We start from the raw sequence: 26,068 nt of genomic DNA, 5'->3' as shown, positions 1-26,068 counted from the left end.
GGCCGTGCGGGCCGCAACTCTAGAAGCTCTCGCGCAGCCAACGGCCGACGCGGGAGAAGTAGCCATCGGTCGCATGGGCGAAGAAGGACGCCCCCGCCCGCGGTTCGAAATGCTCGACATGCGCGACCTGCGGGTAGACCAGCAGGCCGACTGCCGCCGCAAAGGACGGGCCCTTGCCCGCTTCCGGCAAACCCTTGATCCCGAGCGGGCGGCCGGTGCGAACCTGGCCGCCGAGCACGCGCCGCGCCACTTCCGGCATGCCGGTCAGCTGGCAGGCACCGCCGGTCAGGACGACGCGCCGCCCGGCCTCGGCCGAGAAGCCGGAAGCCTTCAGCCGGTCGCGCACCAGTTCGAGGATCTCCTCGACGCGCGGCTTGATGATCCGGACCAGGTGCGACTTCGACAGATGGTTCGGCGTGTCGCGCTCGTCGTCGTCGACCTGCGGCACCGCGATCATGTCGCGCTCGTCGGACGGGCTGGCGATCGCCGAGCCGTGCAGCGTCTTCAGCCGCTCGGCCGCGGAGACACGGGTCGAGAGCCCGCGCGCCACGTCCATGGTGATGTGGTTGCCGCCGACGGCGATCGCGTCGGCATGGGTCAGATGCCCGCCGGAGAAGACGCCGAGCGAGGTGGTGCCGCCGCCCATGTCGACCACGACGACGCCCATCTCGGCCTCGTCGTCGACCAAGACGGAGAGGCCCGCCGCATAGGGGCTCGCCACGACCGCCTCGACCTCGAGATGGCAGCGCTCGACCGCGAGCATGACATTGCGCGCCGCCGCCGCTTCCGCCGCGACGACATGCATGTCGACCGAGAGCGCTCCGCCGATCAGCCCGCGCGGATCGAGCACGCCGGGCGAACCGTCGAGCGCGTACCCGGTCGGCAGCGCATGCAGCACCGCCTTGCCCGGCCGGATCGCATGGGTCGCCGCCGCGGCGAGCACGCGCTTCACGTCGGAGTCGCCGACCGAGCCGCCGCGCAGATCGACGCTGGCCTGATAATGCTGCGAGTTCAGCCGGCCGCCCGTCAGGTTGACGATGACCGACTGGACCTCGACCTTGGCCATGCGCTCGGCCGCGTCGACGGCGGCGCGGATGGCGCGCTCGGCGCTTTCCAGGTCGATGATCGCCCCGCCCTTGAGGCCGAGCGAGCGCTGGTGGCCGATGCCGATGATGCGCGCGACATGGGTGCGCCCACGCAGCCGCTCGTTCGCCTCGGCCGGGTTCAATTCGGCGATCAGGCAGACGACCTTGCTCGTGCCGATGTCCAGAATCGACAAGGTCGCGCTCTTGCGCGACGAGAGCGGACGCATCCGCGGGGTCAGGCCTTGCGAGGTCAAGCTCATGCCTCGCCGCCCTTCTTCTTGGTCTTGCTCTTGAGCTGCTCGAACCGCGTCGTTGCGGCCTCTTCGGTCAGGCGCATGGTCACCCGGTCAGGCTGGCGCATGTCGATGGCGATCAGGTCCTTCTCGCTGATTCGGAAGTCCTGTTCGAGGCTGGCCAGACGCTTCAGCGCGGCGCCGGCGCCCTGCTCCGGCAGCCTGATGTCGGCACCGGTGTCGAGCTTCAGGTTCCAGCGCCGGCCGGCGACGAGGCTGCCGGCGCGGATGCGCGAGCCGAAGGAGCCGGCTTCGCCGAGCAGCGCGATGTAATCCTTTGCCCGCTTGTTGGCGTCGGGTCCGACGACAAGCGGCAGATAGGCGAAGCGGCCATCGTCCATCTTGTCGATCACCGTGCCGTCCTGCGCGATCAGGAAGAGATCGCCCTTGACCTGCCAGAGCGCATAGGGCTCACGCTCGGTGAGGTTGATCGCGATCTCGCCGGGATAGAGCTTGCGGACCGAGGCCTCGCGGATCATCGGCGTCGCCTCGAGCCGCTTGCGCGCTTCGTCGGCGTCGAAGAAGGCCAGCGAGATCTTCGGGTCGATGCCGGCGGCGACCAGGACCTCGATCTCGGAGAGGCCGCTGAGGCCGGAGATGGTGATGCGGTCGATGCCGAGGCCCACGAACCGGGCGATGGCATGCTTTGGCTCGCCATAGTTCTCGCGAAAGCTCTCGTAATGGCCGCCCAGGATGGCGCCGCTGACGCCCGTGAGCACGAGGAAGCCGATCGCCAGGAAGGAGCCGAGGCCGCTCGGCAGCCGCTCGGCCAGCGGCACCGCGACGGCGCTGCGCCGCGAGCCGCGGAACCAGCGGCGCGAGCGCTCGCCGACGAGGAGCTGCGGCCCCGTCACGCGCATCGGCAGGTTGGACCCGGTGAACACCGGTTCCACCTTCACCGATTCAAGGAGGCGTCCTCGACGATCCATTTGACGAGCTCACCGAAGTTCATGCCCGCATGGGCGGCTAATTCAGGCACAAGGCTGGTTTCAGTCATGCCGGGCTGCGTGTTGACCTCCAGCCAGACGAGCGTGTCGCTCTCGTCGTCGTAGCGGAAGTCTGAACGGCTGACGCCGCGGCACCCGATTGCTTGATGCGCCGTTAACGCACACTCTTCGATTTGGCGGTAAAGATTCGGTAAAATTTGCGCCGGGCAGATGTGGATTGAACCGCCTTTGGCATATTTGGCGTCGTAGTCGTAGAACTCGCCCGTCGCCGCCCGAATCTCCGTTACCCCCAAGGACTTGCCGTCCATCACCGCGCAGGTCAGTTCGCGCCCGGCGATGAAGGTTTCGGCCAGCATGGTCTCGCCGCAGGGCCAGTCCGGCCGGGCGATCTCCTGGGGCGGATGCTCGCGGCCTTTCTTAACGATCACCACCCCGACGGAGGAGCCTTCGTCGATCGGCTTGATCACATAGGGCGGCGGCAGGGCATGGCGCTTGGCCGCCTCGAAGCGCGAGACGGTGACGCCCTTCGCCACCGGCACGCCGGCAGCGGCGACGACCATCTTGGCCTTGTCCTTGCGGATGGCGAGCGAGGAGGCGAGCACGCCGGAATGGGTATAGGGGATGCCGAGGATCTCGAGCACGCCCTGGATGGTGCCGTCCTCGCCATAGCGGCCATGCAGGGCATTGAAGGCGACATCGGGCTTCAGCTTCGCCAGCACCTCGGCGACGTCGCGGCCGACCTCGACGCGCGTGACGCGATAGCCGACGCCTTCCAGCGCCCGAGCACAGGCCGCACCGCTGCTGAGGCTGACCTCACGCTCGACGGACCACCCGCCCATCAGCACTGCGACATGCTTGCTCATCAAGGTTCCTGACACCGAACTCCTGGGTCCGAACCTGAGCCGAGATGGTTAACGGCGCGTTAACGATGCGCCCCGCCGGTTAATGACGAGCCGGCTGTTGCGCGCCGGACTCACTCCCCCTCACGGGCCGCGACCTTGGCCAGCAAGACCTTGAGCTGTTCATGTTCGGCCGGGCTGAGCGCCGATATCAGCGCCGCTTCCGTCGCCACATGCGAGACCACCAGCCGCTCGATCAGTGCAAAACCGTCCGCAGTGAGCACGATGCGAAGGCTGCGCCGATCCTGTGGGTCGGCCTGCCGCGCGATCAGCCCGCGCTTCTCCAGCTTGTCGAGCCGATTCGTCATCGCCGAGGTCGACAGCATCATGTCCTTGGCGAGCTCGGACGGAGTCAGCGAGCCGCCCTGCTCGCCTTGGCGGCGCAGGGTCATCAGCACGTCGAAGCCGGCGAAATCGAGATCCTCCCCGACGAGGTTGCGCCCGACGCCAAGGCGAACCCGCTCGGCCGCCCGCCAGATCGCGCCACACACCGCCATCGGGCCGGGATCAATGTCTGGCCGCGCCCGGCGCCATTGGGTGAGGATCGAATCGAGCGGGCCGCCCTGCCCGGCTTCATCAGCTTGACTCATGAAAATCCCACCCCTAATTATCCTGCATATTATAATTCGATATCGAATTATCTTTTATCGAACAATCCTACGCCACACATCCGTCGATGCAAAGGGAGGCCGCCATGGCCGACAGCAAGACCCGCATCCTGCTCGCGACGATCCTGGCGCCCATCCTCTGGGGCTCGACCTATGTCGTCTTCACCGAGACGCTTCCGGTCGAGCACCCGCTGCTCGTCGGAGCCCTGCGCGCTCTGCCCGCCGGCATCCTGCTGATGCTGCTCGGCCCCGGCCTGCCGCCGCGCGACAAGCTCCTGCCGCTCGCCGTCATCGGCTTCGCCAATATCGGCCTGTTCTTCGGCATGCTCTTTCTCAGCGCCTCCCGCCTGCCCGGTGGGCTCGCCGCGACGCTCGGTTCGATGCAGCCACTGCTCGTCGCCTTCCTCGCCTGGCCGTTGTTGTTGCGCAGGCCGCGTCTCGGGCAAATCATCGCCGCGCTCGCCGGCACGGTCGGCGTCGGCCTGCTGGTGATCGACAACACTGTGAAGCTCGATGCAATCGGCGTCGTCGCCGCGCTGATCGGCGCCGCCTCGATGGCGACCGGCACGGTGCTGATCGAGCGCTGGGGCAAGGTCGGGACGCCGATCGCGCTCGCGGCCTGGCAGCTTGCCCTCGGCGGGCTCCTGCTCCTGCCGGTCGCGCTTCTCGTCGAGGGGCTGCCGCCCGTGCCGACCCTGCGCAACCTCGCCGGCCTGAGCTATCTCGTCTTGATCGGCACAGCCTTCGCCTATTGGCTCTGGGTCCGCGGCATCGCCGCGATCGGCACGGGCGTCGCCTTCCTGAGCCTGCTCAGCCCGCTGGTCGCGACCTTCCTCGGCGCCGCGCTGCTGGGCGAATGGTTCAACGCCCAGCAATGGCTCGGCATCGCCATCATCTTCGGCTCGACCGTCGCCGGCATCATGCTGTCACGGCGCAAGCCGGCGGCGCAGGAAACCTATCCTGCGCTTGACACTCGAATGTATCACAATTAGATACATAACCGCGGTCGGAGCCTGTGATGATCCTCAGTTTTCGCGACAAGCGAACCGAGCTGATCTTCTCCGGCCGCTGCCCAAAGGGGTTTCCGCCGGATGTGTTTCCTGCGGCAAGACGAAAGCTGGAAGCGATCAACGCTGCGCATGTGCTCGCCGACCTGCAGAGCCCGCCGGGCAACAGGCTACACGCGCTGAGCCGCGATCGTGCCGGCCAACACGCGATCCGGATCAACGACCAGTTCCGGATCTGCTTTCGATGGACGGATGCCGGCCCTGCCGGTGTCGAGATCGTCGACTACCATTGAAGGAGAACATCATGGCGGCCGAGACCGAGATCATCGCGACGCTGCCGCCCATGCATCCTGGCGAGATGCTCCGGGAGGAGTTCCTGAAGCCGCTGGGTCTTTCGCCGGGGCGTGTCGCCCGGGCATGCGGCATCCCGAGAACCCGCATCGAGCGGATCGCAGCGGAGAAAATCGGAGTCACTGGCGATAGCGCGCTACGCCTCGCTCGCTTCTTTGGAACCTCGCCAGAGTTCTGGATGAACCTGCAGTCTCGCTACGAAATCGAGACGGCGCGGCTCAACGCAGCCGACGAGATCGCTGCAATCCGGCAGCTCGAGCAGGCGGCTTAGTCCTGCGCCCACTCAGGCCGCAACGCCTAAGCGCTTGATCTCCCAATGCAATTCGTAGCCTGAATTGTCCTTGACCCGGCGGCGGACCTCTTCGCCCAGCCCTTCGATATCGGCAGCGGTGGCGCCGCCGGTGTTGATCAGGAAGTTGCAGTGCATCTCGGAGACCTGCGCCCCGCCGATGCGTAGCCCGCGGCAACCGGCGGCATCGATCAGCTGCCAGGCCTTGCCGCCCTCCGGGTTCTTGAACGTCGAGCCGCCGGTACGCTCCTTGATCGGCTGCGCCGCCTCGCGCGCCGAGGTCACGCGCTCCATCTCGGCGAGGATCGCGGCCTGGTCACCTGGCCGGCCCTGGAACAGCGCCGAGGTGAAGATGATGTCGGCGGGCGCCGTCGAATTGCGGTAGCTGAAGCCCATATCGGCATGCGACAGCGTCACGATCTCGCCCTTGCGGGTAACGCCACGCGCCTCGACCAGCACGTCGGTCGTCTCGCCGCCATGCGCGCCGGCATTCATCCGCAGCGCTCCGCCGATGCAGCCGGGAATGCCGCGATAGAAGGCGAGCCCGTCGAGCGAGGCGTCGGCCGCAGCGCGCGCCACCTTCACATCGGGAACGGCCGTGCCGGCACGCAGCCGGTCACCATCCTCCCGGGCGATCTCGCCGAAGGCCTTGCCGGCAAGGCGGATCACCACGCCGGGAATGCCGCCGTCGCGCACGATCAGGTTCGAGCCGAGCCCGACCACGGTGACCGGGATCTCCGCCGGCAGCTTGCCGAGCAGATAGGCGAGATCGGCCTCGTCGGCCGGGGTGAACAGAATTTGCGCCGGCCCGCCGACGCGGAACCAGGTCAGCCCCGCCATCTCCTGATTGACGAGCAGCCGCCCGCGCAGTTCGGGCGCGGCAGCGCGGATGTCGGAGGTGATGTCTGCGAAGCTCACTGCTTCGCCCCCAGCGCCGCCAACTCCCCCGGCAGGGCATAGGCCCATTGCGTGATGTTGCCCGCCCCGAGGCAAACGACATAGTCGCCCGGCCCAGCCAGCTCGGCGACCATGCCGGCGAGCTTGTCCGACGATTCCAGCGGCAGCGTGTGACGATGGCCGCGCGCCTTGATCGCCGCCACCAGCGAATCGCGATCCGCGCCCGCGACAGGCTGCTCACCGGCCGCATAGGTGTCGGCGATGATCACCGTGTCGGCATCGTTGAAGCAGGCGGCGAAGTCGGCGAACAGGCTCGACAGGCGGCTGTAGCGATGCGGCTGCATCACCGCGATGACCTTGCCCTTGGTCGAGGCGCGCGCCGCCTTGAGCACGGCGGCGATCTCGACCGGATGGTGGCCGTAATCGTCGAAGATCAGTGCGCCGTTCCACTCGCCGGTCTTGGTGAAGCGGCGCTTCACCCCGCCGAAGCCGGCGAGCGCGGCACGGATCTGCTCGACAGGCACGCCCAGATCATAGGCGACAGCGATCGCGGCGGTGGCGTTGAGGGCATTGTGATGGCCGGGCATCGGCATGACGAGATCGCGGACGACCTCGTCGCGGCCGGTCTTGCGGTCGCGGATCAGCAGCGTGAACTTCGCCTGCCCGCCGGTGAGATCGATGTCGATCAGGCGGAAATCGGCCTGCGGGTTCTCGCCATAGGTGACGACGCGGCGATCCTCGATCTGGCCGACGAGGCCCTGCACTGTCGGATGATCGATGCACATCACGGCGAAGCCGTAAAAGGGCAGATTCTCGACGAAGGAGCGGAACGCCGCCTTGATCGCGTCGAAGGTGCCGAAATGGTCGAGATGCTCGGGATCGATATTCGTGATGATCGCGACGTCGGCCGGCAGCTTCAGGAAGGTGCCGTCGGATTCGTCGGCCTCGACCACCATCCAATCGCTCTCGCCCATGCGGGCATTGGTGCCGTAGGCGTTGATGATGCCGCCGTTGATCACGGTCGGGTCGAGCCCGCCCTTCTCGAGCAGGGTCGCGACCAGAGAGGTCGTCGTCGTCTTGCCATGGGTGCCGGCGATGGCGACGCAGCTCTTCAGCCGCATCAGCTCGGCCAGCATCTCGGCGCGGCGCACCACCGGCAGGCGCTTCTCGCGCGCCGCCATCAGTTCGGGATTGTCGCGCTTGATCGCGGTCGAGACTACGACCACCTCGGCCTCGCCGATATTCTCGGCCTTGTGGCCGACGAAGGTCGTGATGCCCTTCTCGGCCAGGCGCTTGACGTTGGCGCCGTCGGAAGCATCCGAGCCTTGCACCTTGTAGCCGAGATTGTGCAGGACTTCGGCGATGCCGGACATGCCGATGCCGCCAATGCCGACGAAATGGATGGAGCCGAGCTTCGGCGGCAGCTTCATGATCGATACGTCCTGAAAGGTTCAGCCTTGGGCAGTCTGCAGCACGAGCCGCGCCAGGCGGTCGGCCGCATCCGGTATGCCCGCGCTCTTGGCCGCCTGAGCCATCGCCGTCAAGCGCTGCGGCTCGGCAAGGAGCGTGGAAAGCTCGGCGGCAAGGCGCCGCGGCGAGAAATCGCTCTGCAGGATCATCATCGCCCCGCCGGCCCTGGCGAGCACGCCGGCATTGGCGGCCTGGTCCTGGTCAAGCGAGCCGGGCAGCGGCACCAATAGCGATGGCCGACCGATCACCGTGAGCTCGGCGACGGTCGAAGCGCCGGAGCGCCCGATCACCAGATGAGACGCCGCCATCCGGGCCGGCAGGTCCTTGAAAAAGGGCGCGAGCTCGAACTTGATGCCGAGCGAGGAATAAATCTTCCTGACACGCTCGTCGTCCTCGGTTCGGGCCTGCTGGACGATGGACAGGCGGCTGCGCTCCTCCGCCGAGAGCAGCTGGATCGCCGGCGGCACGATGTCGGCCATCACCCGCGCGCCCTGGCTGCCGCCGAAGACGAGGAGATTGAGCTTCCCTTCCGGCTCGGCATAGGGCGAGGCCGCCTCGATCACCGCCGGCCTGACCGGGTTACCGACCTGAGTGCAGTTCTTCGCCTGCTCAGGCGTCAGCCCGCCGACCTCGGCGAAGCCGGTGGCGATCGCTTTGACCCGGCTGGCGAGGAAGCGGTTGGCCCGGCCGATCACCGCGTTCTGCTCGTGCAGAAGCGTCGGCACGCCCATCAGCGCCGCGGCGAAGACCGGCGGCACTGTCGGATAGCCGCCGAAGCCGACGACGATGGCGGGTTTGAGCTGCTTGATCGCCTGGCGCGCCGCCAGCCCGCCCTTCAGCAGCACCAGCGCCGCCTTCGCCATCGCGATCGGCGACTTGCCCGAGGGCGTCGCCGCCGGAACGGCATAGATCGATTCGGCCGGGAAATTGCCGGCGTATTCGGCGGCCCGCGTGTCGGTGATCAGCGCGACCCGGGCGCCGGCGCGGTGCAAGGCGTGGCTCAGCGCCTCCGCCGGGAAGAGGTGCCCGCCCGTGCCGCCGGCGGCGAGCACGACGAGCGGCGCCTGCGCTCCTGCGCTCACGAGCGCCGTCCCGTCTCACCGAAGCTTTCGGCGCGCGGCCGTTTGCGGGTCAGCGCCAGCAGGAAGCCAGTGCCGAGCGCCAGCGAGATCAGCGAGGAGCCGCCATAGGAGATGAACGGCAAGGTCATGCCCTTGGCCGGCATCATGTGCAGGTTGACCATCATGTTGATCGCCGCCTGGATGCCGAAGAGCAAAGCGAGGCCGGTCACACCGAGGCGCACGAACGGATCCTCGGCCCGCTGCGCCACGAACAGCGCCCGCAGCACGATGAGGGCGAAGAGCAGCACCAGCACCATGCAGACGACGATGCCGAATTCCTCGGCCGTCACCGCGAAGATGAAGTCGGTATGGGCGTCCGGCAGGATGCGCTTCACCGTGCCCTCGCCCGGGCCTTTGCCGAACCAGCCGCCCTGCGCGAAGCTCTCCAGCGCCGTGTCGACCTGGAAGGTGTCGCCCGAGCCCTTGTCCATGAAGCGCTCGATGCGGGCGCGCACATGCGGCACGAGCTCATAGGCGATGAACAGGCCGACGGCGCCGATGCCGCCGAGCCCCAGCACCCAGAACCAGTGCAGGCCGGCGACGAAGAACAGCCCGGCCCAGACCAGGGTGATCAGGATGGTCTGGCCGAAATCAGGTTGCAGCACCAGCGGCACGATGGTGATCGGCAGCAGCAGGAAGGCGATGATCGTGCCCGGCAGCTCGGGCCGGCGATGGCCCTCGGCGAAGGCCCAGGCCGCGAGCACGACGAAGGCCGGCTTGATGAATTCCGACGGCTGGATCGAGCCGAGCGGCCCGAGCGTCAGCCAGCGCTTGGCGCCCTTGACCTCGACGCCGAAGAACAGCGTGCCGACCACGCCGGCGAGCGAGAACAGGAAGATGATCAACGCGATGCGGCGCACATGGCGCGGCGCCAGCAGCGAGGTCGAGAGGAAGATCGCCAGCGCCACCAGCAGATAGACCACCTGACGGTTGACGAAATGGAAGGTCGAGAGGCCGAGCCGCTCGGCGACCGGAGGGCCGCCTGCCATCAGCAGCACGACGCCGGAGACCATCAGCGCCACCAGCGTCGTCAGGATGATGCGGTCGATCGACCACCACCAGCGGCCGCTCAGGCTCGGTTCTGCGCGCGAGACCATCGTGTACAAGGCTCCGTCGACGAGCAGGCAGATCGAGGGCGCCCGCTCCGGCGAATCACTCTGTCAATGAATGGTTAACCGATTGATTCCGATCCTCGGTTTCCCGCCGGGCTGGATGCACCTGCCAACAGGCTTCTCAGCCGTCGGGATAGGGCGTGCCGTCCTTGTGCAGGAAGCGCCCGTCTCGGCTCGGGCTGATCATGTCGATGTCGGAGCAAGTGATTACGTCGTCGGGAGAGCGGCTGCCGACCTCGAGATAGACGGCAACCTTATTCGAGCGATTGATCATGTGGTGGCCGTTGCCGCTGTTCTTGGCGAAGGCGGCGCAATCGCCGGCGCGAAGCACGGTTTCGCCTTCGTCCTCGACCAGCACCAGCTCGCCTTCCAGCAGATAGACGAACTCGTCCTCATGCGAATGCCAGTGCCGCTGGCTCGACCAGCCGCCCGGCGGCAACCGCATCAGGTTGACGCCGAAATCGCTGAGGCCGCCGGCATTGCCGAGCCGCTTGCGGATACGCTCGGCGCAAGGAGCGTCGAAGGGCTTCGGGTAGCCCGAGCCCTGGCGTTCGGGAACAGCGGCAACGTCGACCTTGGGCATAAACGGGCATCTCCGGCTGATGGCTGCCCGCAAGCTATCACGGCTAGCGTGTTGCGACCGCCTCGAACCCCGGCAGCGCCTTGACCAGCGCCCGGAAGGCATCGCCGCGCACCTCGAAATTCGGGAACTGGTCGTAGGACGCACAGGCCGGCGAGAGCAGCACGGCGATCTCGCCTGTCCCCTGCTGCGCCAGCGCCGCCTTGGTCGCGGCGGCGACCGCGACGTCGAGCGTGCCGCTGCGCTCGTAAGTCACACGGCCGTCATCGTCGAAGGTCGCGGCAAAGGTGTCGCTCGCCGCGCCGATCAGGTAGGCGCGGGCGATGTTGGGGAAATAGCGCCTGAGCGACTCGATCCCACCTTCCTTGGCCTTGCCGCCGAGGATCCAGAAGATCTCGCGGAAGGAGGTGAGCGCTTTCTCGGTCGAGTCTGCGTTCGTCGCCTTGGAGTCGTTGATGAAGACGACGCGGCCGATGCGGCCGAGCTCCTCCATGCGATGCTTCAGCCCGGGATAGCTTTTGAACCCTGCACCGATTTGTTCCGCCGTCAGGCCGAGCGCCGCGCAGGCAGCGAAGGCGGCGGCCGCATTCTGGGCATTATGGCTGCCGCGCAGGGAGCCGATGCCGGCGAGATTGGCGACGACCCTCGGCTTGCCGTCCTTGACTTCGACGATCCGCGTATCGAGCTGGCCCGCATTGGCGGTGACGCCTGCGAAGACGCCTTCGTCGAGCGGCTGCTCGCCGCTGATCTTGACCAAGGGCTTGCCCGAGGCCGCGCGCCGCCGCGCCATCTGCTTCGACGGCTCGTCGTCGACGCCGATCACCGCGATGTCGGAGGCGGCGACCAGCCGTTCCTTGATCGCGCCATAGGCCTCGAAAGTCCCGTGCCGGTCGAGATGATCCGGCGTCAGGTTCATCTGGATGCCGACCGTCGGCTTGATCGACGGCGCGAGATCGATCTGGAAGGTCGAGCATTCGACGACGTGGATGCGATCGAGAGCCGGGGGCTCCAGCGCCAGCACGGCGGTGCCGATATTGCCGCCCATCTGCACGTCGCGGCCGGCGGCCTGCAGCACATGCGCGATCAGCGCCGTGGTGGTCGACTTGCCATTGGTGCCAGTGATGCAGACCGCCGGCGCGGCGGGCGCGATCTTCGCCCGCTCAAGGAAGAACAGTTCGATGTCGCCGATCACCGGCACATTCGCCGCCCTTGCCTTCTCCACCGTCCAGTGCGGCGCGGGATGGGTCAGCGGCACGCCGGGCGAGAGCACGAAAGCGGCAAAGCCGGCCCAATCGGCGCTCGCAAGATCGACGACGGACAGCCCTTCCGCCGCCGCCTTGTCGCGGCTCGCCTGATTATCGTCCCAGCAGGCGACCTTGGCCCCACCGGCGACGAGCGCGCGCGCCGTCGCGAGGCCCGAGCCGCCGAGGCCGAACAGCGCGAGCGTCTTTCCGGCAAAAACGGTGACGGGGGTCATCAACGCAGCTTCAGCGTGGCGAGGCCGACCAGCGCCAGCACCACCGAGATGATCCAGAAGCGGATGACCACCTGCGGCTCGGTCCAGCCCAGCTTCTCGAAATGGTGGTGGATCGGCGCCATCAGGAAGACGCGCTTGCCGGTGCGCTTGAACACCGCGACCTGGATGATGACCGAGAGCGCCTCGACCACGAAGAGGCCACCGACGATCGCTAGGACGATCTCGTGCTTGATCGCGACCGCGATGGTGCCGAGCATGCCGCCAAGGCCGAGCGAGCCGGTGTCGCCCATGAAGATCTGGGCCGGCGGCGCGTTGAACCAGAGGAAGCCGAGCCCCGCCCCCATCATCGCGCCGCAGATCACGGCAAGCTCGCCGACGCCCGGCACATGGTGGATCTGCAGGTAGTTGGCGAAGATGGCATTACCCGCGAGATAGGCGATGAAGCCGAAGGTGCCGGCCGCGATCATCACCGGCACGATGGCGAGGCCGTCGAGCCCGTCCGTCAGGTTCACCGAGTTACCGGCACCGACCACGACGAAGGCGGTGACGACCGGAAACAGGATGCCGAGCGGAATCATCCATTCCTTCAGGAACGGCAATGCGAAGCCGCTCGCGATCGAAGGCGGGCTGACCTGCATGATCGCCGTGCAGGCGGCGAGCGCGATGACGATCTCGAGGCCGAGGCGCGCCTTGCTGGAGAAGCCCTTATGCGACTGCTTCGTCACCTTGAGGAAGTCGTCATAGAAACCGATCGCGCCATAGGTCGCGGTGACGCCGAGCACGATCCAGACGTACGGGTTGCGCAGGTTGCCCCAAAGCAGCGTCGCGACGAACAGTCCGGTCAGGATCATCAGGCCGCCCATGGTCGGCGTGCCGCGCTTGGCGAGATGCGATTCCGGCCCGTCGGTGCGGATCGGCTGGCCCTTCCCCTGCTTGATCCTGAGCCACGAGATCGCCGCGGGCCCGAAGAAGAAGACAAAGAGCAGCGCCGTCGCGGTCGCCCCGCCGGCGCGGAAGGTGATGTAGCGGAAGACGTTGAGGATCGGGAACGATCCCGCGAATTCGGCAAGCCAGACCAGCATCGAACCGTGTTCCTTACTCAGTCGTCGGCCTGGACGACCGGGAAGCGAGCCATCATCGCCTTGACGATCGGGCCCATGCGCGTACCCAGCGAGCCCTTCACCGTGACGACGTCGCCGGCGCGGACCGCATCGAGCACATAAGGCTCGAGGCTGCTCGCCTGTGCGGCATAAGCGCCGCGGCGGTGCGAAGGCAAGGCGTCGTAGAGGGTTCTCATCAGCGGACCGCAGGCGAAAACGAGGTCGATGCCGTTGTCGGTGACCGCGTCGGCGAGCCCCTTGTGCAGCTCCGGCGCGGTTTCGCCGAGCTCCAGCATGTCGCCGAGCACGGCGATGCGGCGCCCACGACCCACCACCGGCATGCGCCCGAGGTTCTCGATCGCAGCCCGCATTGAGGCCGGGTTGCCGTTATAGCTCTCGTCGATCAGCGTGAACGGACCGGCCGGCGCATGGAGCACCTGCCGCGCGCCGCGGCCCGATGGCGGCGTCAGGTCGGCAAGCGCCAGCGCGGCCAGAGCGAGATCGGCGCCGAGCGCCTCGGCCGCCGCCAGCACGGCGAGCGAATTCAGGACGATATGCTTGCCCGGGCTGCCGAGCTTGTAGGTCACCGCCCGCCCCATGACGCTGGCATTTGCGGTCGAGACGTCCGGCTTCAGCGCGCAGCCGAGCAGCCGCACATCGGCCGCCTCGCTCTCACCGAACGAGATCACGCGCCCTGCCCCGGCGGCCAGTGCCAAGTCGTGCAAGAGGCCCGTCTGCGGGATGTCGGCATTGATGATCGCGGTGCCGCCCGGCTTCAACCCCTCGAAGATCGCCGCCTTCTCGCGGGCGATCCCCTCCAGCGACTCGAAGGCGGCCAGATGCACCGGCTGGATCGTGGTGATCACGGCGACATCGGGCTGAACCATCTTCGCCAGCGGCAGGATCTCGCCGGGCGCGTTCATGCCGATCTCGTAGACGCCGTAGCGCACGTCGCGCGGCGTCCGGGTCAGCGTCAGCGGCACGCCCCAATGGTTGTTGTAGGAAGCGACCGGCGCATGCGTCTTGCCCTGGCGCGAGAGCACGAGGCGCAGCGCCTCCTTGGTGCCGGTCTTGCCGACCGAGCCCGTCACGGCGACGACCCTGGCGGAGAGTTCCGCTCTGCGCGCCATGCCGGCCTTTTCCATGCCGCGGAGCACGTCAGGGACGATGGCGAGCGGGGCATCGGCCGGAAAGGTGCCGGCATGCGCCTCATCGACCACCGCCAGCGCCGCGCCCTTGTCGAGCGCCGCTGCGACGAAGTCATGCCCGTTGCGCGCCTCGCCGGTGATCGCGAAGAAGGCTTCTCCCGGCTCCAGCGTGCGGGTGTCGATCGAGGCGCCGGTGACAGTGGCGGGCACAGGCCCTTGCGAACGGGCGCCCATCGCCTCGATCAGGCGCGCGCCGGTCCACAGCGGTTCGGTGGTCATCCCTGTCTTCCCCCAGCCAAGGCTGCGATCGCCTCGCGGACCACCTCATGGTCCGAGAACGGCAGCGTCCGATCGCCGATGATCTGGCCGCTTTCATGGCCTTTTCCGGCGACGACAAGGACATCCCCAGGCTGCAGCATGGCGACACCGGCCTTGATCGCCTCAGCCCGGTCGCCGATCTCCCGCAGACGATCGGGTGCGGCGGCCAGCACCTCGGCGCGGATCGCGGCGGGATCCTCGCTGCGCGGATTATCGTCGGTGACGATGGCGATATCGGCGCCGTCGGCCGCGATGCTGCCCATAAGCGGGCGCTTGCCGCGGTCACGGTCGCCGCCGCAGCCGAAGACGCAGATCAGCCGGCCGCTGGCATAGGGCCGCAAGGTCTTCAGCACCGCTGCGAGCGCATCGGGCTTGTGGGCATAATCGACCACGACAAGCCCGCCATTGTGCTCGGCCACGCGATCGAGCCGACCGGGACCCCCCTTGAGGCCGGCAACGGCTTGGACGCTCGCCATCGGGTCTTCGCCGGTCGCGATCGCCAGTCCTGCGGCGACCAGCGCGTTGCCGGCCATGTAATCGCCGACCAGCGGCAGCACGACCTCCGTCGCCACACCGTCGACTTCGACGGTCAGGCGCTGCAAAAAGCCCTCGCGGGCCACGCCGAGCAGCTTCAGGCGGTCGCCGCCGCGACCAATGCCAATCACGGGATGGCCGCCGGCCTTCGCCTCGGCCTCGGCCTTGTCGGCATAGGGCTCGTCGCGATTGATGACCACCGGCGCGCCGGCGGGCAGCAAGGTCCAAAGCCGCAGCTTGGCCGCAAGGTAGTCCTCGACGCTCGGATGATAGTCGAGATGGTCGCGGCCGAGATTGAGGAAGGCGCCGGCGGACAGCCTGACGCCGTCGAGGCGATGCTGGTCGAGCCCGTGCGAGGAGGCTTCCATTGCAAGATGCGTGACGCCCTCCCCCGCCAGCCTGTCGAGCGACGCGTGCAGCGAAAGCGGGTCCGGCGTGGTCAGCGAGCCGTAATCGGCGCCCGCCTCGGTGACGATGCCGATCGTGCCGACGCTCGCCGCCTTGCGCCCGAGCGCCATGAAGATCTGGCGGGTGAACTCGGCGACCGAGGATTTGCCGCTGGTGCCGGTGACGGCGACGACCGTGCCAGGCTGGCGCGGATGCACCCTGGCAGCAGCCAGCGCGAGGGCAAGCCGAGGGTCCGCGACCGCAGAATAGGCGATCCCGGGCGGCAGATCGGCCGGACGCGGTCCGCCCGCGACGATCGCAGTCGCCCCACGTTGAACTGCATCGCTGATGAAGCGGGCGCCGTCGGCCTTGGCACCGGCAAGCGCGACGAAGGCAGCGCCGGGTAGGACCTTGCGGCTGTCGAAGGCCACGCTGCTGACGCGGCGCTCGCCTGCTTCGGAAAACGCTCCCGGAAAGAGCTGGTCGAGGCTGAAGCCGGTGTCAGTCACAAGCGCAAATCCTTGCTGGGCGCGGGTCCGCGCGCGTCATTCTCGGGCGAAGCGGAGCGTAGACCCGAGAAGCTCATGCAGGATCAAGCTCCCTTCCGTCCAGAGATGCTCGGGTCAAACCCGAGCACGACGCCTCCTACCGCCCTTACCGCGAGCCCCACGCCCCGAGCCTGGCCATCAGCGGGAACGGCGCCACCGGCGGGTCGAAGCGCGGCGCCATGCCGAGGATCGGAGCCGCCCGCTCGATCAGCTTGCCGGTGGTCTTGCCCGCATTCCAGGCCGCGGTCGAGTAGCCGCCGCTCTCGGCATAGCCCTTCGGCTCGTCATAGATGGCGAGGAAGACATAACGCGGCTTGTCCGAGGGCGCGATCGCCGTGAAGGTGGTGAAGTTCTTGTTCTTGGCGTAGCGGCCGTTGATGACCTTCTCGGCCGTGCCGGTCTTGCCGCCGACGAAGTAGCCGGGAATGTCGGCGAACCGGGCCGAGCCCTTCTCGCCGTTGATGCGCATGATGAAGCGCATCGCCTCGGAGGTCTCCGGCTTGATCACCCGGATCGCATCCTTCTTGGCCTCCTCCTCGGAGCGCTTCAGGAAGGTCGGCCTGATCAGGTAGCCGCCGTTGACCAGCGCCCCGACCGCGGCCAGCGCCTGGATCGGCGCGACGGCGAGACCGTGGCCGAAGGCGATCGTCGCCGTGTTGATCTCGCCCCAGCGCTGCGGGACGATCGGCGAGGCGCTTTCCGGCAGCTCGGTCGTCATGCGGTCGAGCTGCATCATCTTCCTGAGGAAGGCCTTGTGACCCTCGACGCCGACCGCGAGCGCCATCTTGATGGAACCCATGTTCGAGGAATGCAGGAACACTTCCGGCACGGTCAGGGTGCGGCCGGTGCCGTGGTATTCCTTGATGACCTGCCGGCCGAACCGCATCATGCCGCCGGCGGTCGAATAGCTCGAATTGATGTTGGCCTTGCCGGAATCGAGCGCCATCGCGATGGTCAGCGCCTTGAAGGTCGAGCCCATCTCGTAGACGCCGACATTCATCCGGTTGATCCGGTCCTTCTCCAGCGCGTCGACCGGGTTGCCGGGATCGAAATCGGGCAGCGAGACCAGCGCGATCATCTCGCCGGTATTGACGTCCATGACGGCGCCGGCCGCCGCGATCGCCCGGTATTTCTCGAGGCCCTTGACCAGCTCGTCGCGCAGCAGGTGCTGGACGCGCATGTCGATCGAGAGCTGCACCGGCTTGAGGTCGGAGGCCTGCACCGCGAAACCCGCGCCGTTCAGGTCCTGGAGCCCTTGCGAGTCGATGTACTTCTCGATGCCGGCGATGCCGATATTGTCGACGTTGGCAAAGCCGAGCACATGGGCGGCGACGTTGCCGTTCGGGTAGACGCGCTTGTTCTCGGGCACGAAGCCGACGCCGGGGATGCCGAGCCTGTGCACTTCGGCCTGCTGGCGCGGCGTGATCTCGCGCTTGATCCAGACGAAGCCCTTCTTGGTGCCGAGCTTGTCGCGCAGTTCCTTGGCGTTGAGGTCGGGCAGAACAGCGGTCAGGAGCTCGGTTGCCTCGTCCTTGTCGAGGATGTTGCGCGGCTCGGCGAAGACCGAAACGGTACGGATGTCGGTGGCGAGCTGGATGCCGTTGCGGTCGAGGATGTCGGGCCGCGCCGCCGAAATCGCGTTCGAGGTCGCACGGCGCAGGCCGACCTGGTCGCTCGGGAAGGCGCCGAGCATGACGAGCCGGCCGACGATCGCCAGGAACAGGCAGCTGAAGCCGAGGATGACGAGGCCGACGCGCGGCTCGCTCTTCTCGCCGCTCATCCGGAAGATGTCGCGCAGCCACTCCGTGCGGAAGCGCCATTTGCGCTTCGCGGCTTCGGGCCTGGCGACTGCCGCGGCGGCGATCTCGGGCGCTGCGCCCTGCTGGTCGAGCTCCTGGCTCATGGGCGGGCTCCCGGCGTCGTCGCGGTATTGCTCTTGCGGTCCCTGGGGGTCTCGGTCGGCAGGCCGAGACCGAGATCCTCGAGCTTGCGGCCGATCGAATCGACCTTCGGCCCGCGATTGGGGATGTCGGACAGCCGCACGATCTGTGTGATCGCCAGCGTTTGTAGATCGAGATGCTTGTCGGCCAGGGCCTGCAGCCGCTCCGGACGGTTGAGGAACTGCCATTCGGCCTTCAGCACCGCGATCGCCTCGCGCTCGCGCTGGGCCTTAGCCTTCAGCTTCTGCAGCTGCTCGGCCTGCAGCGTCGTCTCGTATTTGATCGAGTAGGCATAGAGCGCCGAGGAGACCAGCGCGCCGATGGCGATGATGTGCAAGAGCTTGATCACGCTCAGCTCCTCCGGCGGGTTTGCGGCGCAGGGACGACGGCGAGGCCGACGAGATCGGGATCGGGCGCGCGCGGCGGAATGTCGGTTCGCTCCGCGGCGCGCAGCTTGGCCGAGCGAGCCCGCGGATTGGCCCTGCTCTCGGCCTCGGACGGCGCCACTGGCCCCTTGGTGACGAGGCTGAACGTTGCCTGCGGCTGCGCCACGGCCGGAGCATGGCGCGAGCCGGTCGGCGCCCTGCCCGAGCGCTCGGCGAAGAACTGCTTGACGATGCGGTCCTCGAGCGAATGGAACGTGACGACGGAGAGCCGCCCGCCCGGCTTCAGCACGGCCTCGGCACCATGCAGCGCCCTGACCAGCTCGCCGAGCTCGTCATTCACCGCGATGCGCAGGCCCTGGAAAGTCCGCGTCGCCGGATGCGGGCCACCGGGCTCGCCCCGGACGATGCCGGCGACGAGATCGGCGAGCTGCTTCGTCGTCGTGATCGGCGCCTTGCGTCTTGCCTCGATGATGGCGCGCGCCACGGCGCGGGAACGCCGCTCCTCGCCGTAATGGTAGATGATGTTGGCGAGCACGCCCTCATCCGCTTCGTTGACGAGCTCGGCGGCGCTCTGGCCGCTCGCGCCCATGCGCATGTCGAGCGGCCCGTCGAAACGGAAGGAAAAGCCGCGCTGCGCCTGATCCAGCTGCATGGAGGAGACACCGATATCGAGCACGACGCCGTCGAGCGGCGCCATATCGAAGCGCTCGGCCTCCTCCGCCAGGGCGCCGAAGCGCGCTTCGGCCAGGGTGAGCCGCCCGCTCATCGCCGCGACGAGGCCAGCACCGCCGACGATCGCGCTCGGGTCGCGGTCGAGCGCGAGCAGCGTCGCCTTCGGCTCGCGCTCCAGCAGCGCGCGCGAATAGCCGCCGGCGCCGAAGGTGCCGTCGAGATAGCGGCCTCCGGGCTTCAGGGCGAGCGCATCGAGCGCTTCTTGCATCAGGACGGGGATATGCGGCTCGCTGGTCATGCCGGCCTCGCGCCCAATGTCCGCCGGACGTCGCGCAGCTTCGCCCTGGCCTCCTCGAGATGCGCCTTGAAGCGCTCCGGCTCCCAGATCTGGAACTTGTGTCCCTGGCCGACGAAGGTGACGGTCTCGCCGATGCCGCCATGCGCCTTCAGCGCCTCGCTCAGCATGATCCGCCCTTCCGGATCGACCTTCAACACCTCCGAGGTGCCGTTCAGCGCCGTCGAGAGCGACTCCCATTCCTCGGAGAAGGGCGAGAAGCGCGACAGGATCTCGTCGATCGTCGCGCGCAGAGCATGGCCGCCGCAATCGAGACTGAACTGATCGAGCGCCGGATAGACGTAAAGCCCCTCGTAGCCGTCCTTCGCCAGCACAGCCCGGAACGGAGCCGGGATCGAGACCCGCCCCTTGGCATCGAGCTTGTTGGTGAAATGGGAGACGAAGCGGTCCGTCAACGCCGCCTCCGGGTCGGACTTCCAACCGCGCCGCGATGGCGCGAAGCGAGCCGGCGAGCGCCGGCAATCGATACTCCCGCCGAGCCCGACATGGCAGGGCCGTCAGCCAGAATCCGCGCGGCACACGGGCTCTGACTTGTTGCTTGCCTGTCGGTCTCGACGGGATGATTTGGGATAGCATGGGACAATATGGGCGTCAACGGATCCAACGCTGTGGACGCGGGTCTACCCGAGCCTGCGGACATCACAGCCCGTTAAGGTTAACTATCCGTAAAGGCGAGGATTTTGGCACGCGGAAGCCGGCGCACGCCGGTGCCCTGATTGGGTCGACAGGCGGGGTTGCGCAGAAATATTTTTGGTGCCGCCCTGCCCGGTCAGAACGCTGTTCGGATTGACACCATCGTCATTCCGCGGCGGCGCATCAGCGCCGAGCCCGGAACCCATGAACTCGACGATGCCGGAGGGCCATCGCGGTTGCCGGAGCGCCCTATTTCTGAGCCTCGTGGTCATGGGTTCCGGGCTCAGCCCTACGGGCTGCCCCGGAATGACGGCCCGAGCTGAACGTTAGATGCACAACGCTCAGTCCTCGTCCGTGGCCCGGCGCAGGAGCGCCTCGCGCAGAGCCCGGACATCGCCGAGCAGGCGAGCCGGCGGGACACCGCTGTCCTCGACTGCACATGGCACCGGGTTGGGCACATTGCCGGCCTTCGCGCGCAGGGCATGGCCAGCTTCGCTCAACTCGACAAGCACCTGGCGCTCATCCTCGCGGCCGCGCTTGCGCAGGATCAGGCCATTGCCTTCGAGGCGCTTCAGCAGCGGCGTCAGCGTGCCGGAATCGAGCATCAACCTGTCGCCGATCGCCTTCACGCTCTGGCCGTCCTGCTCCCACAGCACCAGCATGACCAGATATTGCGGATAGGTCAGCCCGAGTCCGGCCAGGAACGGCCGATAGGCACGATTGAAGGCATGGGCTGCCGAGTAGACCGCAAAGCAGATCTGCTCGTCGAGCCCGCGTACCGCCCTCGCCTTCGGATCCTTCGTCATGGCCTCGCCGCTTGTAGCCTCTATGGTGGTCCGAACGGAGCGAACTGGAACAATCGGCCGGGTCAATCCGTCTTCCTGCGATGAAGCCAAGATATCCTCTTATCGCGCTGCGCGCCGCCCCGTTCACGGATATGTGAATTGCAGACAATTCAATTGTGCACAATCTAAATCACATCGATCACGGCGGATGGACCGCCCAGCAAGGAGAGCAGCGATGAAGATCCTCTACACCGCCCATGGTTCCGCCACCGGTGGCCGCGAAGGCCAGGCCGCGACCGACACCGGCAACGTCAAGCTCGTGCTGAACACGCCGAAGGAGCTCGGCGGCGGCGGTGGCGAAGGCACCAATCCCGAGCAGCTCTTCGCCATGGGCTATTCGGCCTGCTTCCTCGGCGCGCTCAAGTTCGCCGCCGGCAAGGAGGGCGTGAAGATCCCGGACGACGCCCGCGTCAGCGCCGATATCGGCATTGGCCCGCGCGATGACGGCAAGGGCTTTGGCATCGCCGCAAAGCTGACGATCTCGGCGCCGGGCATCGACAAGGCCAAGCTCGAGGACCTCGTCCAGAAGGCCCATATCGTCTGCCCGTATTCCGATGCGACCCGGGGCAACATCGACGTCCAGCTGACGGTTGCAGGCTGACCTTACGCCACCCATCTGATCCTCACGGCCGGGCATCCCTCCGGCCGTGAGACGATTTGGCCTGCCTTGAGCAGGCATCGTTTCCGGAGCCGCAATCTCAGCTTCTGGAACATCCCCATGATCGATCGCCGCCATGTCCTTGCCGCGGCCGCGGCCACTGCGCTTGCGCCCGTCCTGCCCGCCGCAGCCCGCGCCCCCCTCGCCGGCAACCAGGTGCCGGGCATCTATCGCCGCAAGCTCGGCGACCTCGAGATCACCGCGATCCTCGACGGTTACATTCCCTTCGATACCAAGGTCTTCAGCGGCAGCGACCCCGCCGCGATCCGCCAGAGCATCGCCAATGCCGGCCAGGGCGAACGCCTGCCCACCGCGGTCAACACCTTCGTCATCAACACCAAGGACAAGACCTATCTGCTCGATACCGGCGCCGGCGCTTGGAACGCGATGGGCGACACCATGGGGCGGGCGGAGAGCAATCTGCGCACCGCGGCATCACGCCGGAACAGATCGACGCGATCATCCTGACCCATGCCCATCCGGATCACCACGAGGGCCTGCTCACTGCCGAGAAGACGGCGCGCTTCGCGAACGCCGAGCTGATCATCAACGAGACCGAACATGCCTTCTGGCACGATGACGGCATCCTCAACCAGGCGCCGGCCGAAGTGAAACCCTTCTTCGCCTCGGCCCGGAACGCGCTCGCGCCCTATGCGAGCCGCACCCGAAAGGTGAAGGCCGGAGAGGTCGCCCCCGGCCTTGCGCTCGAGCATGCGCCGGGCCATACCCCCGGCCACAGCATCCTGCGCGTCGCGTCGGGCAACGAGCAGCTCCTGCTCGTCGGCGACAGCATCCACAACGTCGTGATCCAGACCGCGCAGCCGGAGGTGACCTTCGTCTTCGACGCCGACGGCAAGCAGGCGGCAGCCTCGCGCCGGCGCGTGCTCGACATGGCCGCCGCCGACGGATTGCTGATCAGCGGGGCGCACATGCCCTTCCCCGGCTTCGGCAAGGTGCTGAAGGACGGCTCGGCCTTCCGCTTCGTCCCCGCCGATTGGAGCTACGCACTCTGATCGCAGCCGCGGCGAACACGAAAGGGCCGGGAGCGATCCCGGCCCTTTTCGATATCGGAAGGGGTGCCAGCCGGCCTGTAAGCCGGGTTTTGGATGGCCGGGAGATCGCTCTCCCGACGTGACGGCCATTCCTCTGGGACGCGCATTGCTGCGCGCCTCGAGCAACCAACCCGGACGACTGGGCCTGGAAACCGGCCCCTCCTCCCTTGCGGGCGAGCATCGTCCCTATTCGGTCTTGCTCCCGGTGGGGCTTGCCATGCCGTCCCCGTTGCCGGGTCCGCGGTGCGCTCTTACCGCACCTTTTCACCCTTACCGCATGCGCAAGCATGCGGCGGTTCGATCTCTGTGGCGCTTTCCCTGGGGTCGCCCCCGCCGGACGTTATCCGGCACCGTGTTTCCGTGGAGCCCGGACTTTCCTCCCCCGCCGAAGCAGGAGCGGCCGTCCGGCCGACTGGCGGGCTCCCTCTGCGCTCGAAAGGCCCGAGCCGTCAAGCAGGGAGCGCTGCGAAGGTCAGTTGCTCGCGGAAATGGTGTGCGCGCTGCCAGAGATGCTGCGCACCTTGGCGCAATAAGTGCGGTTGGCCCCGCTCATGCGGTTGGCCATATGGCCGCTCTGATATTTCATCACGGTGCGGCAGGTGTCGCCGCCGGCGAGGCGATAGGCCTGGCCGAGATATTTCATGCCGTAACGGGCATTGGTCTCTGCATCGAGCAGGCCGGAAGCGCCGCCGGCATAGCCGACGCCGCGCGCCGTCTGGTGGCGGATCTGCATCAGGCCGAAATTGCCGGCATGGGCCGCGCGCGGATTGTAACGGCTCTCGACGCGGATCACCGCGTCAGCCAGCGCGAACGGAACGCCATTGGCGGCGGCATGGCGGGCGACCATGGCGCGAAGCCCTTCCGAACCGGCCGGCGCCGCGAGGGGCTTGCGCCCTTCCGGGCTCGCCTTGGCAGTCTTGGCGCGCGCCTTGCGCCCGCCCTTGGTCTCGGCGGCTTCGGAAGCCACCTCGCGCGAATCCTGGCCCTGCTCGGCAGCGGCAGCCTGACGCTTGATTTCGGCCTCTCGCACGATGAAGGCGCGGGCGTCGGTCTCGGCGTTCACCTGGGCGGAAGCGGGTTGAAGAAAGGCCAGGCAAATCGCGAAGGCGGCGCAGCCGCTACCAGAGATCTTCATCATGCAGGAGGAGCCTCATCTATCGACAGGAGCCAAGAACGGTGCGGCGACATGATAGATGAATGTGACGACAATCCGGACGATACGATCAAATTTCACTCGACCCCAAAGGAAGAGTGATTACTTTAGCCTCAGATTGAAAGCAGTAATCATCATGTATTGAACGTTGGAACGATTCATCCTCGCCGGCGTTGACGCAGTCATGGCAGCAGGTCAAATCATCGCCGCATTGCCACCGCAATTGCCGGTCGCAATGCAAAAAGTCGGCTCCCGCCGAAACCGTTCTGCTGGATACGACCCGAGAAGGGGGAACGTGATGAGGAAGTTGATCGCAATGGCGGCCGTCGCGCTGGCGCTGGGCGCCTGCACGCCGCATGAGGAACGTGTCGGCGGCGGCGCCCTGGTCGGTGCCGCGACCGGTGCCGTGATCGGCGGGCTGGCCACCGGCCGCGCGGGCGGTGCGCTCGCCGGCGCCGCGATCGGCGGCGTGGGTGGCGCCATCGTCGGCTCGGCTACCTCGCCCTATCGCCGCGGCGGCTACTATTATGACGACGGCTACGGCGGCTGCCCCTACGGCTACTACCGCGACTATTACGGCCGGCTCTATTGCCGCTGAGCCGTTCGCATTCTACGCAGGAGCCGCGGCCGATCCGGCCGTGGCTGGATGAACGATGACCTCGTCTTTCTGGGGGCTTCTGGGAGGCGGCGGCCTCGGCTTCGCGCTGGGTGGGCCACTCGGCGCCCTGGTCGGCGCACTCGCGGGCCATGTCCTGGTCGACCGCGACGGCGCGCTCTTCGGCCCCGCACCCAAGCAATTGATCTTCACCACCGGCCTTGTCGCGCTCGCTGCCAAGATGGCGCGCGCCGACGGGGTGGTGACACGTGAGGAGATCGCCGCCTTCGAGCGCATCGTCGAGGTGCCGCAGGAGCAGAGGGCGCATGTCGAGCGCCTGTTCGACCTCGCAAAGCAGACCAGCGCCGGCTTCGAGGCCTATGCCCAGCAGATCGCAGAGGCCTTCCGCGAGGAGCCGGCCCTGCTGGAGGACGTGCTCGACGGCCTCTTCCTGATCGCAGCTGCCGATGGCGCGATCCATGAACGCGAGCATGCCTATCTGCATGATGTCGCGATGATCTTCGCCATCGACGAGGCCGGCTTCGCCCGCATCGAGGCGCGGCATCTGCGCCGCCGCGACGATCCCTATCTCGTGCTCGGCGCCAGCCGCGAGATGAGCGATGGCGAGTTGAAGCAGCTGCACCGCCGCCTCGTGCTGGAGAACCACCCGGATCGCGAGATCGCCCGCGGCCTGCCGGAAGAAGCGGTCTGCATCGCGACGCGCCGGCTCGCCGCCATCAACGCCGCCTGGGACGCGATCGAGAAGGAACGCGGCATCGGCCGCAGGGAGCCCGAACCGGCGTGAGCGTCACTCTCGCACCCGACAGCCGCTTTGCCGCCAAGGTCTTCCCTTCGCCCAACCATGGCGAGCGCAAGTTCAGCGATGGCTCGACCGAACGCCGACCCGACACGCTGATCCTGCATTACACCGGCATGCCCGATGCCGGCGAAGCGCTGCAGTGGCTGTGCAATCCGGCTTCGCAGGTCTCCTCGCATTATTTCGTCTTCGAGAACGGCCACATCCTCCAGCTCGTGCCCGAGGAGCGCCGCGCCTGGCATGCCGGCGCCTCGCACTGGGCTGGCGAGACCGACCTGAACTCCGCCTCGATCGGCATCGAGATCGCCAATCCCGGCCACCCTGCCGGCCTGCCCGACTTTCCCGAGGCGCAGATCGCCGCAACGCTGAACCTCTGCCGCGACATCTGCGAGCGCTGGCGGATCCCGCCCGAGCGTGTGCTCGCCCATTCCGACATAGCGCCGGGCCGCAAGATCGATCCCGGCGAGAAATTCCCCTGGCGCCGCTTCGCCGAGGGCGGCGTCGGCCTCTGGACCCGGCCCGCTCCGATCAAGGGCGGGCGCTTCTTTGCCCGCGGCGATGCCGGCCCGCCGGTCGAGGCGCTGCAGGCGATGTTCGCCATGCTCGGCTACGGTGTTGTGGTCGACGGTACCTATGACGAGCGCTTCGAGGCGGTTGTCGCCGCCTTCCAGCGCCATTGGCGCCCGGAAAAGGTCGATGGCGTCGCCGATGGCTCGACCATCACGACGCTGCGCGACCTGCTCGCGCTGACGCAGGAAGCCCGGACCGGCTGATCGTCAGGACTGCGGCGA

General features: G+C 67.4%; 28 protein-coding genes and 1 other RNA gene. 9 read left to right on the top strand and 20 right to left on the bottom strand.

The genetic code is table 11. The features are described from left to right. Positions 1-19: 19 nt before the first annotated feature. From ftsA to V7S63_RS10270, 4 genes are all read right to left on the bottom strand, one after another. On the bottom strand, positions 20-1,345 hold the full coding sequence (gene ftsA / locus V7S63_RS10285) for a cell division protein FtsA (RefSeq protein WP_091840459.1): 1,326 nt from the start codon (positions 1,343-1,345) through the stop codon (positions 20-22). Further along, entirely contained in the window at positions 1,342-2,262 is a 921-nt protein-coding gene (locus V7S63_RS10280) for a cell division protein FtsQ/DivIB (RefSeq protein WP_244543979.1), read from the bottom strand. The genes ftsA and V7S63_RS10280 overlap by 4 nt, the downstream gene beginning before the upstream one ends. 11 nt (positions 2,263-2,273) lie before the next feature. Continuing rightward, entirely contained in the window at positions 2,274-3,188 is a 915-nt protein-coding gene (locus V7S63_RS10275) for a D-alanine--D-alanine ligase (protein ID WP_091840456.1), read from the bottom strand. Between the two features lie 110 nt (positions 3,189-3,298). Next, complete coding sequence (locus tag V7S63_RS10270) at positions 3,299-3,814, bottom strand: MarR family winged helix-turn-helix transcriptional regulator (protein ID WP_336530138.1); 516 nt, start codon at positions 3,812-3,814, stop codon at positions 3,299-3,301. A gap of 104 nt (positions 3,815-3,918) precedes the next feature. On the opposite strand from V7S63_RS10270, the gene V7S63_RS10265 reads away from it, so the two are divergent. Genes V7S63_RS10265 through V7S63_RS10255 form a run of 3 tightly spaced genes read left to right on the top strand, consistent with a single transcriptional unit; the run spans position 3,919 to position 5,461 of the window. Beyond that, positions 3,919-4,824 (top strand): DMT family transporter, encoded by a 906-nt coding sequence (locus tag V7S63_RS10265; protein WP_336530137.1) that lies wholly within the window; start codon positions 3,919-3,921, stop codon positions 4,822-4,824. A gap of 26 nt (positions 4,825-4,850) precedes the next feature. Next, the gene (locus tag V7S63_RS10260) at positions 4,851-5,132 is read left to right on the top strand and encodes a type II toxin-antitoxin system RelE/ParE family toxin (RefSeq protein ID WP_091840449.1); all 282 of its coding nucleotides are present in this window, start codon (positions 4,851-4,853) and stop codon (positions 5,130-5,132) included. A gap of 11 nt (positions 5,133-5,143) precedes the next feature. Continuing rightward, positions 5,144-5,461 (top strand): HigA family addiction module antitoxin, encoded by a 318-nt coding sequence (locus V7S63_RS10255; protein ID WP_091840447.1) that lies wholly within the window; start codon positions 5,144-5,146, stop codon positions 5,459-5,461. Between the two features lie 12 nt (positions 5,462-5,473). On the opposite strand, the gene murB is transcribed toward V7S63_RS10255, so the two are convergent. The 14 genes from murB to V7S63_RS10185 form a co-directional block, all read right to left on the bottom strand. Then, positions 5,474-6,397, bottom strand: a complete 924-nt coding sequence (gene murB, locus V7S63_RS10250) for a UDP-N-acetylmuramate dehydrogenase (RefSeq protein WP_336530136.1) — start codon at positions 6,395-6,397, stop codon at positions 5,474-5,476. Beyond that, positions 6,394-7,806, bottom strand: a complete 1,413-nt coding sequence (gene murC / locus V7S63_RS10245; RefSeq protein WP_336530135.1) for a UDP-N-acetylmuramate--L-alanine ligase — start codon at positions 7,804-7,806, stop codon at positions 6,394-6,396. The genes murB and murC overlap by 4 nt, the downstream gene beginning before the upstream one ends. 21 nt (positions 7,807-7,827) lie before the next feature. Continuing rightward, positions 7,828-8,928, bottom strand: a complete 1,101-nt coding sequence (gene murG / locus V7S63_RS10240; RefSeq protein ID WP_336530134.1) for an undecaprenyldiphospho-muramoylpentapeptide beta-N-acetylglucosaminyltransferase — start codon at positions 8,926-8,928, stop codon at positions 7,828-7,830. Continuing rightward, a complete protein-coding gene (locus V7S63_RS10235; protein ID WP_091840433.1) occupies positions 8,925-10,064 on the bottom strand; it encodes an FtsW/RodA/SpoVE family cell cycle protein in 1,140 nt (379 codons plus the stop codon). Before V7S63_RS10235 ends, murG begins: the two co-directional genes overlap by 4 nt. Positions 10,065-10,200: 136 nt before the next feature. Then, positions 10,201-10,662, bottom strand: a complete 462-nt coding sequence (locus V7S63_RS10230) for a cupin domain-containing protein (protein WP_336530133.1) — start codon at positions 10,660-10,662, stop codon at positions 10,201-10,203. A 43-nt stretch (positions 10,663-10,705) separates the two neighbouring features. Then, positions 10,706-12,136: a UDP-N-acetylmuramoyl-L-alanine--D-glutamate ligase gene (murD, locus tag V7S63_RS10225; RefSeq protein ID WP_336530132.1), complete on the bottom strand. Its 1,431-nt coding sequence runs from the start codon at positions 12,134-12,136 to the stop codon at positions 10,706-10,708. After that, complete coding sequence (gene mraY / locus V7S63_RS10220) at positions 12,136-13,218, bottom strand: phospho-N-acetylmuramoyl-pentapeptide-transferase (RefSeq protein ID WP_091840417.1); 1,083 nt, start codon at positions 13,216-13,218, stop codon at positions 12,136-12,138. Before mraY ends, murD begins: the two co-directional genes overlap by 1 nt. A gap of 17 nt (positions 13,219-13,235) precedes the next feature. After that, positions 13,236-14,663, bottom strand: coding sequence for a UDP-N-acetylmuramoylalanyl-D-glutamyl-2,6-diaminopimelate--D-alanyl-D-alanine ligase (locus tag V7S63_RS10215; RefSeq protein ID WP_336530131.1), 1,428 nt, complete (start codon positions 14,661-14,663; stop codon positions 13,236-13,238). After that, positions 14,660-16,132: a UDP-N-acetylmuramoyl-L-alanyl-D-glutamate--2,6-diaminopimelate ligase gene (locus V7S63_RS10210; protein ID WP_336530130.1), complete on the bottom strand. Its 1,473-nt coding sequence runs from the start codon at positions 16,130-16,132 to the stop codon at positions 14,660-14,662. The genes V7S63_RS10215 and V7S63_RS10210 overlap by 4 nt, the downstream gene beginning before the upstream one ends. 145 nt (positions 16,133-16,277) lie before the next feature. Continuing rightward, complete coding sequence (locus V7S63_RS10205; protein WP_091840409.1) at positions 16,278-18,074, bottom strand: peptidoglycan D,D-transpeptidase FtsI family protein; 1,797 nt, start codon at positions 18,072-18,074, stop codon at positions 16,278-16,280. After that, positions 18,071-18,460 carry a cell division protein FtsL gene (gene ftsL / locus V7S63_RS10200; RefSeq protein ID WP_091840406.1) on the bottom strand — a complete coding sequence of 130 codons (390 nt, stop codon included), beginning with the start codon at positions 18,458-18,460 and terminating at the stop codon, positions 18,071-18,073. The genes V7S63_RS10205 and ftsL overlap by 4 nt, the downstream gene beginning before the upstream one ends. A 2-nt stretch (positions 18,461-18,462) precedes the next feature. Then, positions 18,463-19,467: a 16S rRNA (cytosine(1402)-N(4))-methyltransferase RsmH gene (gene rsmH / locus V7S63_RS10195; protein ID WP_100958811.1), complete on the bottom strand. Its 1,005-nt coding sequence runs from the start codon at positions 19,465-19,467 to the stop codon at positions 18,463-18,465. Continuing rightward, on the bottom strand, positions 19,464-19,919 hold the full coding sequence (locus V7S63_RS10190; protein WP_336530129.1) for a division/cell wall cluster transcriptional repressor MraZ: 456 nt from the start codon (positions 19,917-19,919) through the stop codon (positions 19,464-19,466). The genes rsmH and V7S63_RS10190 overlap by 4 nt, the downstream gene beginning before the upstream one ends. A 579-nt stretch (positions 19,920-20,498) precedes the next feature. Beyond that, the gene (locus V7S63_RS10185) at positions 20,499-20,963 is read right to left on the bottom strand and encodes a MarR family winged helix-turn-helix transcriptional regulator (RefSeq protein ID WP_336530128.1); all 465 of its coding nucleotides are present in this window, start codon (positions 20,961-20,963) and stop codon (positions 20,499-20,501) included. 214 nt (positions 20,964-21,177) lie between these two features. Between V7S63_RS10185 and V7S63_RS10180 the strand changes: the two genes are divergently transcribed. From V7S63_RS10180 to V7S63_RS10170, 3 genes are all read left to right on the top strand, one after another. After that, complete coding sequence (locus tag V7S63_RS10180; protein WP_091840398.1) at positions 21,178-21,603, top strand: organic hydroperoxide resistance protein; 426 nt, start codon at positions 21,178-21,180, stop codon at positions 21,601-21,603. Positions 21,604-21,720: 117 nt separating this feature from the next. Beyond that, positions 21,721-22,128, top strand: coding sequence for an MBL fold metallo-hydrolase (locus V7S63_RS10175; protein ID WP_336530127.1), 408 nt, complete (start codon positions 21,721-21,723; stop codon positions 22,126-22,128). Further along, complete coding sequence (locus tag V7S63_RS10170) at positions 22,038-22,673, top strand: MBL fold metallo-hydrolase (protein WP_336530126.1); 636 nt, start codon at positions 22,038-22,040, stop codon at positions 22,671-22,673. Before V7S63_RS10175 ends, V7S63_RS10170 begins: the two co-directional genes overlap by 91 nt. A gap of 62 nt (positions 22,674-22,735) precedes the next feature. Here V7S63_RS10170 and rnpB read toward each other — a convergent pair. After that, an RNA gene (rnpB, locus tag V7S63_RS10165) (RNase P RNA component class A) lies at positions 22,736-23,128 on the bottom strand. A 56-nt stretch (positions 23,129-23,184) separates the two neighbouring features. Beyond that, positions 23,185-23,850 carry a lytic transglycosylase domain-containing protein gene (locus V7S63_RS10160; RefSeq protein ID WP_336530125.1) on the bottom strand — a complete coding sequence of 222 codons (666 nt, stop codon included), beginning with the start codon at positions 23,848-23,850 and terminating at the stop codon, positions 23,185-23,187. A gap of 313 nt (positions 23,851-24,163) precedes the next feature. Here V7S63_RS10160 and V7S63_RS10155 point away from each other — a divergent pair, with 313 nt between their 5' ends. From V7S63_RS10155 to V7S63_RS10145, 3 genes are read left to right on the top strand one after another with little or no spacing between them, the layout of a single operon-like run. Next, positions 24,164-24,463 (top strand): glycine zipper domain-containing protein, encoded by a 300-nt coding sequence (locus V7S63_RS10155; RefSeq protein ID WP_091840392.1) that lies wholly within the window; start codon positions 24,164-24,166, stop codon positions 24,461-24,463. A 55-nt stretch (positions 24,464-24,518) separates the two neighbouring features. Next, positions 24,519-25,265, top strand: coding sequence for a TerB family tellurite resistance protein (locus V7S63_RS10150; RefSeq protein ID WP_091840389.1), 747 nt, complete (start codon positions 24,519-24,521; stop codon positions 25,263-25,265). Beyond that, positions 25,262-26,050: an N-acetylmuramoyl-L-alanine amidase gene (locus tag V7S63_RS10145; protein ID WP_336530124.1), complete on the top strand. Its 789-nt coding sequence runs from the start codon at positions 25,262-25,264 to the stop codon at positions 26,048-26,050. Before V7S63_RS10150 ends, V7S63_RS10145 begins: the two co-directional genes overlap by 4 nt. Positions 26,051-26,068: the final 18 nt, after the last annotated feature.

The organism is Allobosea sp. CCNWLY174 (genome assembly GCF_037120455.1).
Taxonomy (GTDB): domain Bacteria; phylum Pseudomonadota; class Alphaproteobacteria; order Rhizobiales; family Beijerinckiaceae; genus Allobosea; species Allobosea lupini.
Note: the sequence above shows the minus strand (reverse complement) of the source record. Positions and strands in the feature narration are given on the sequence as shown.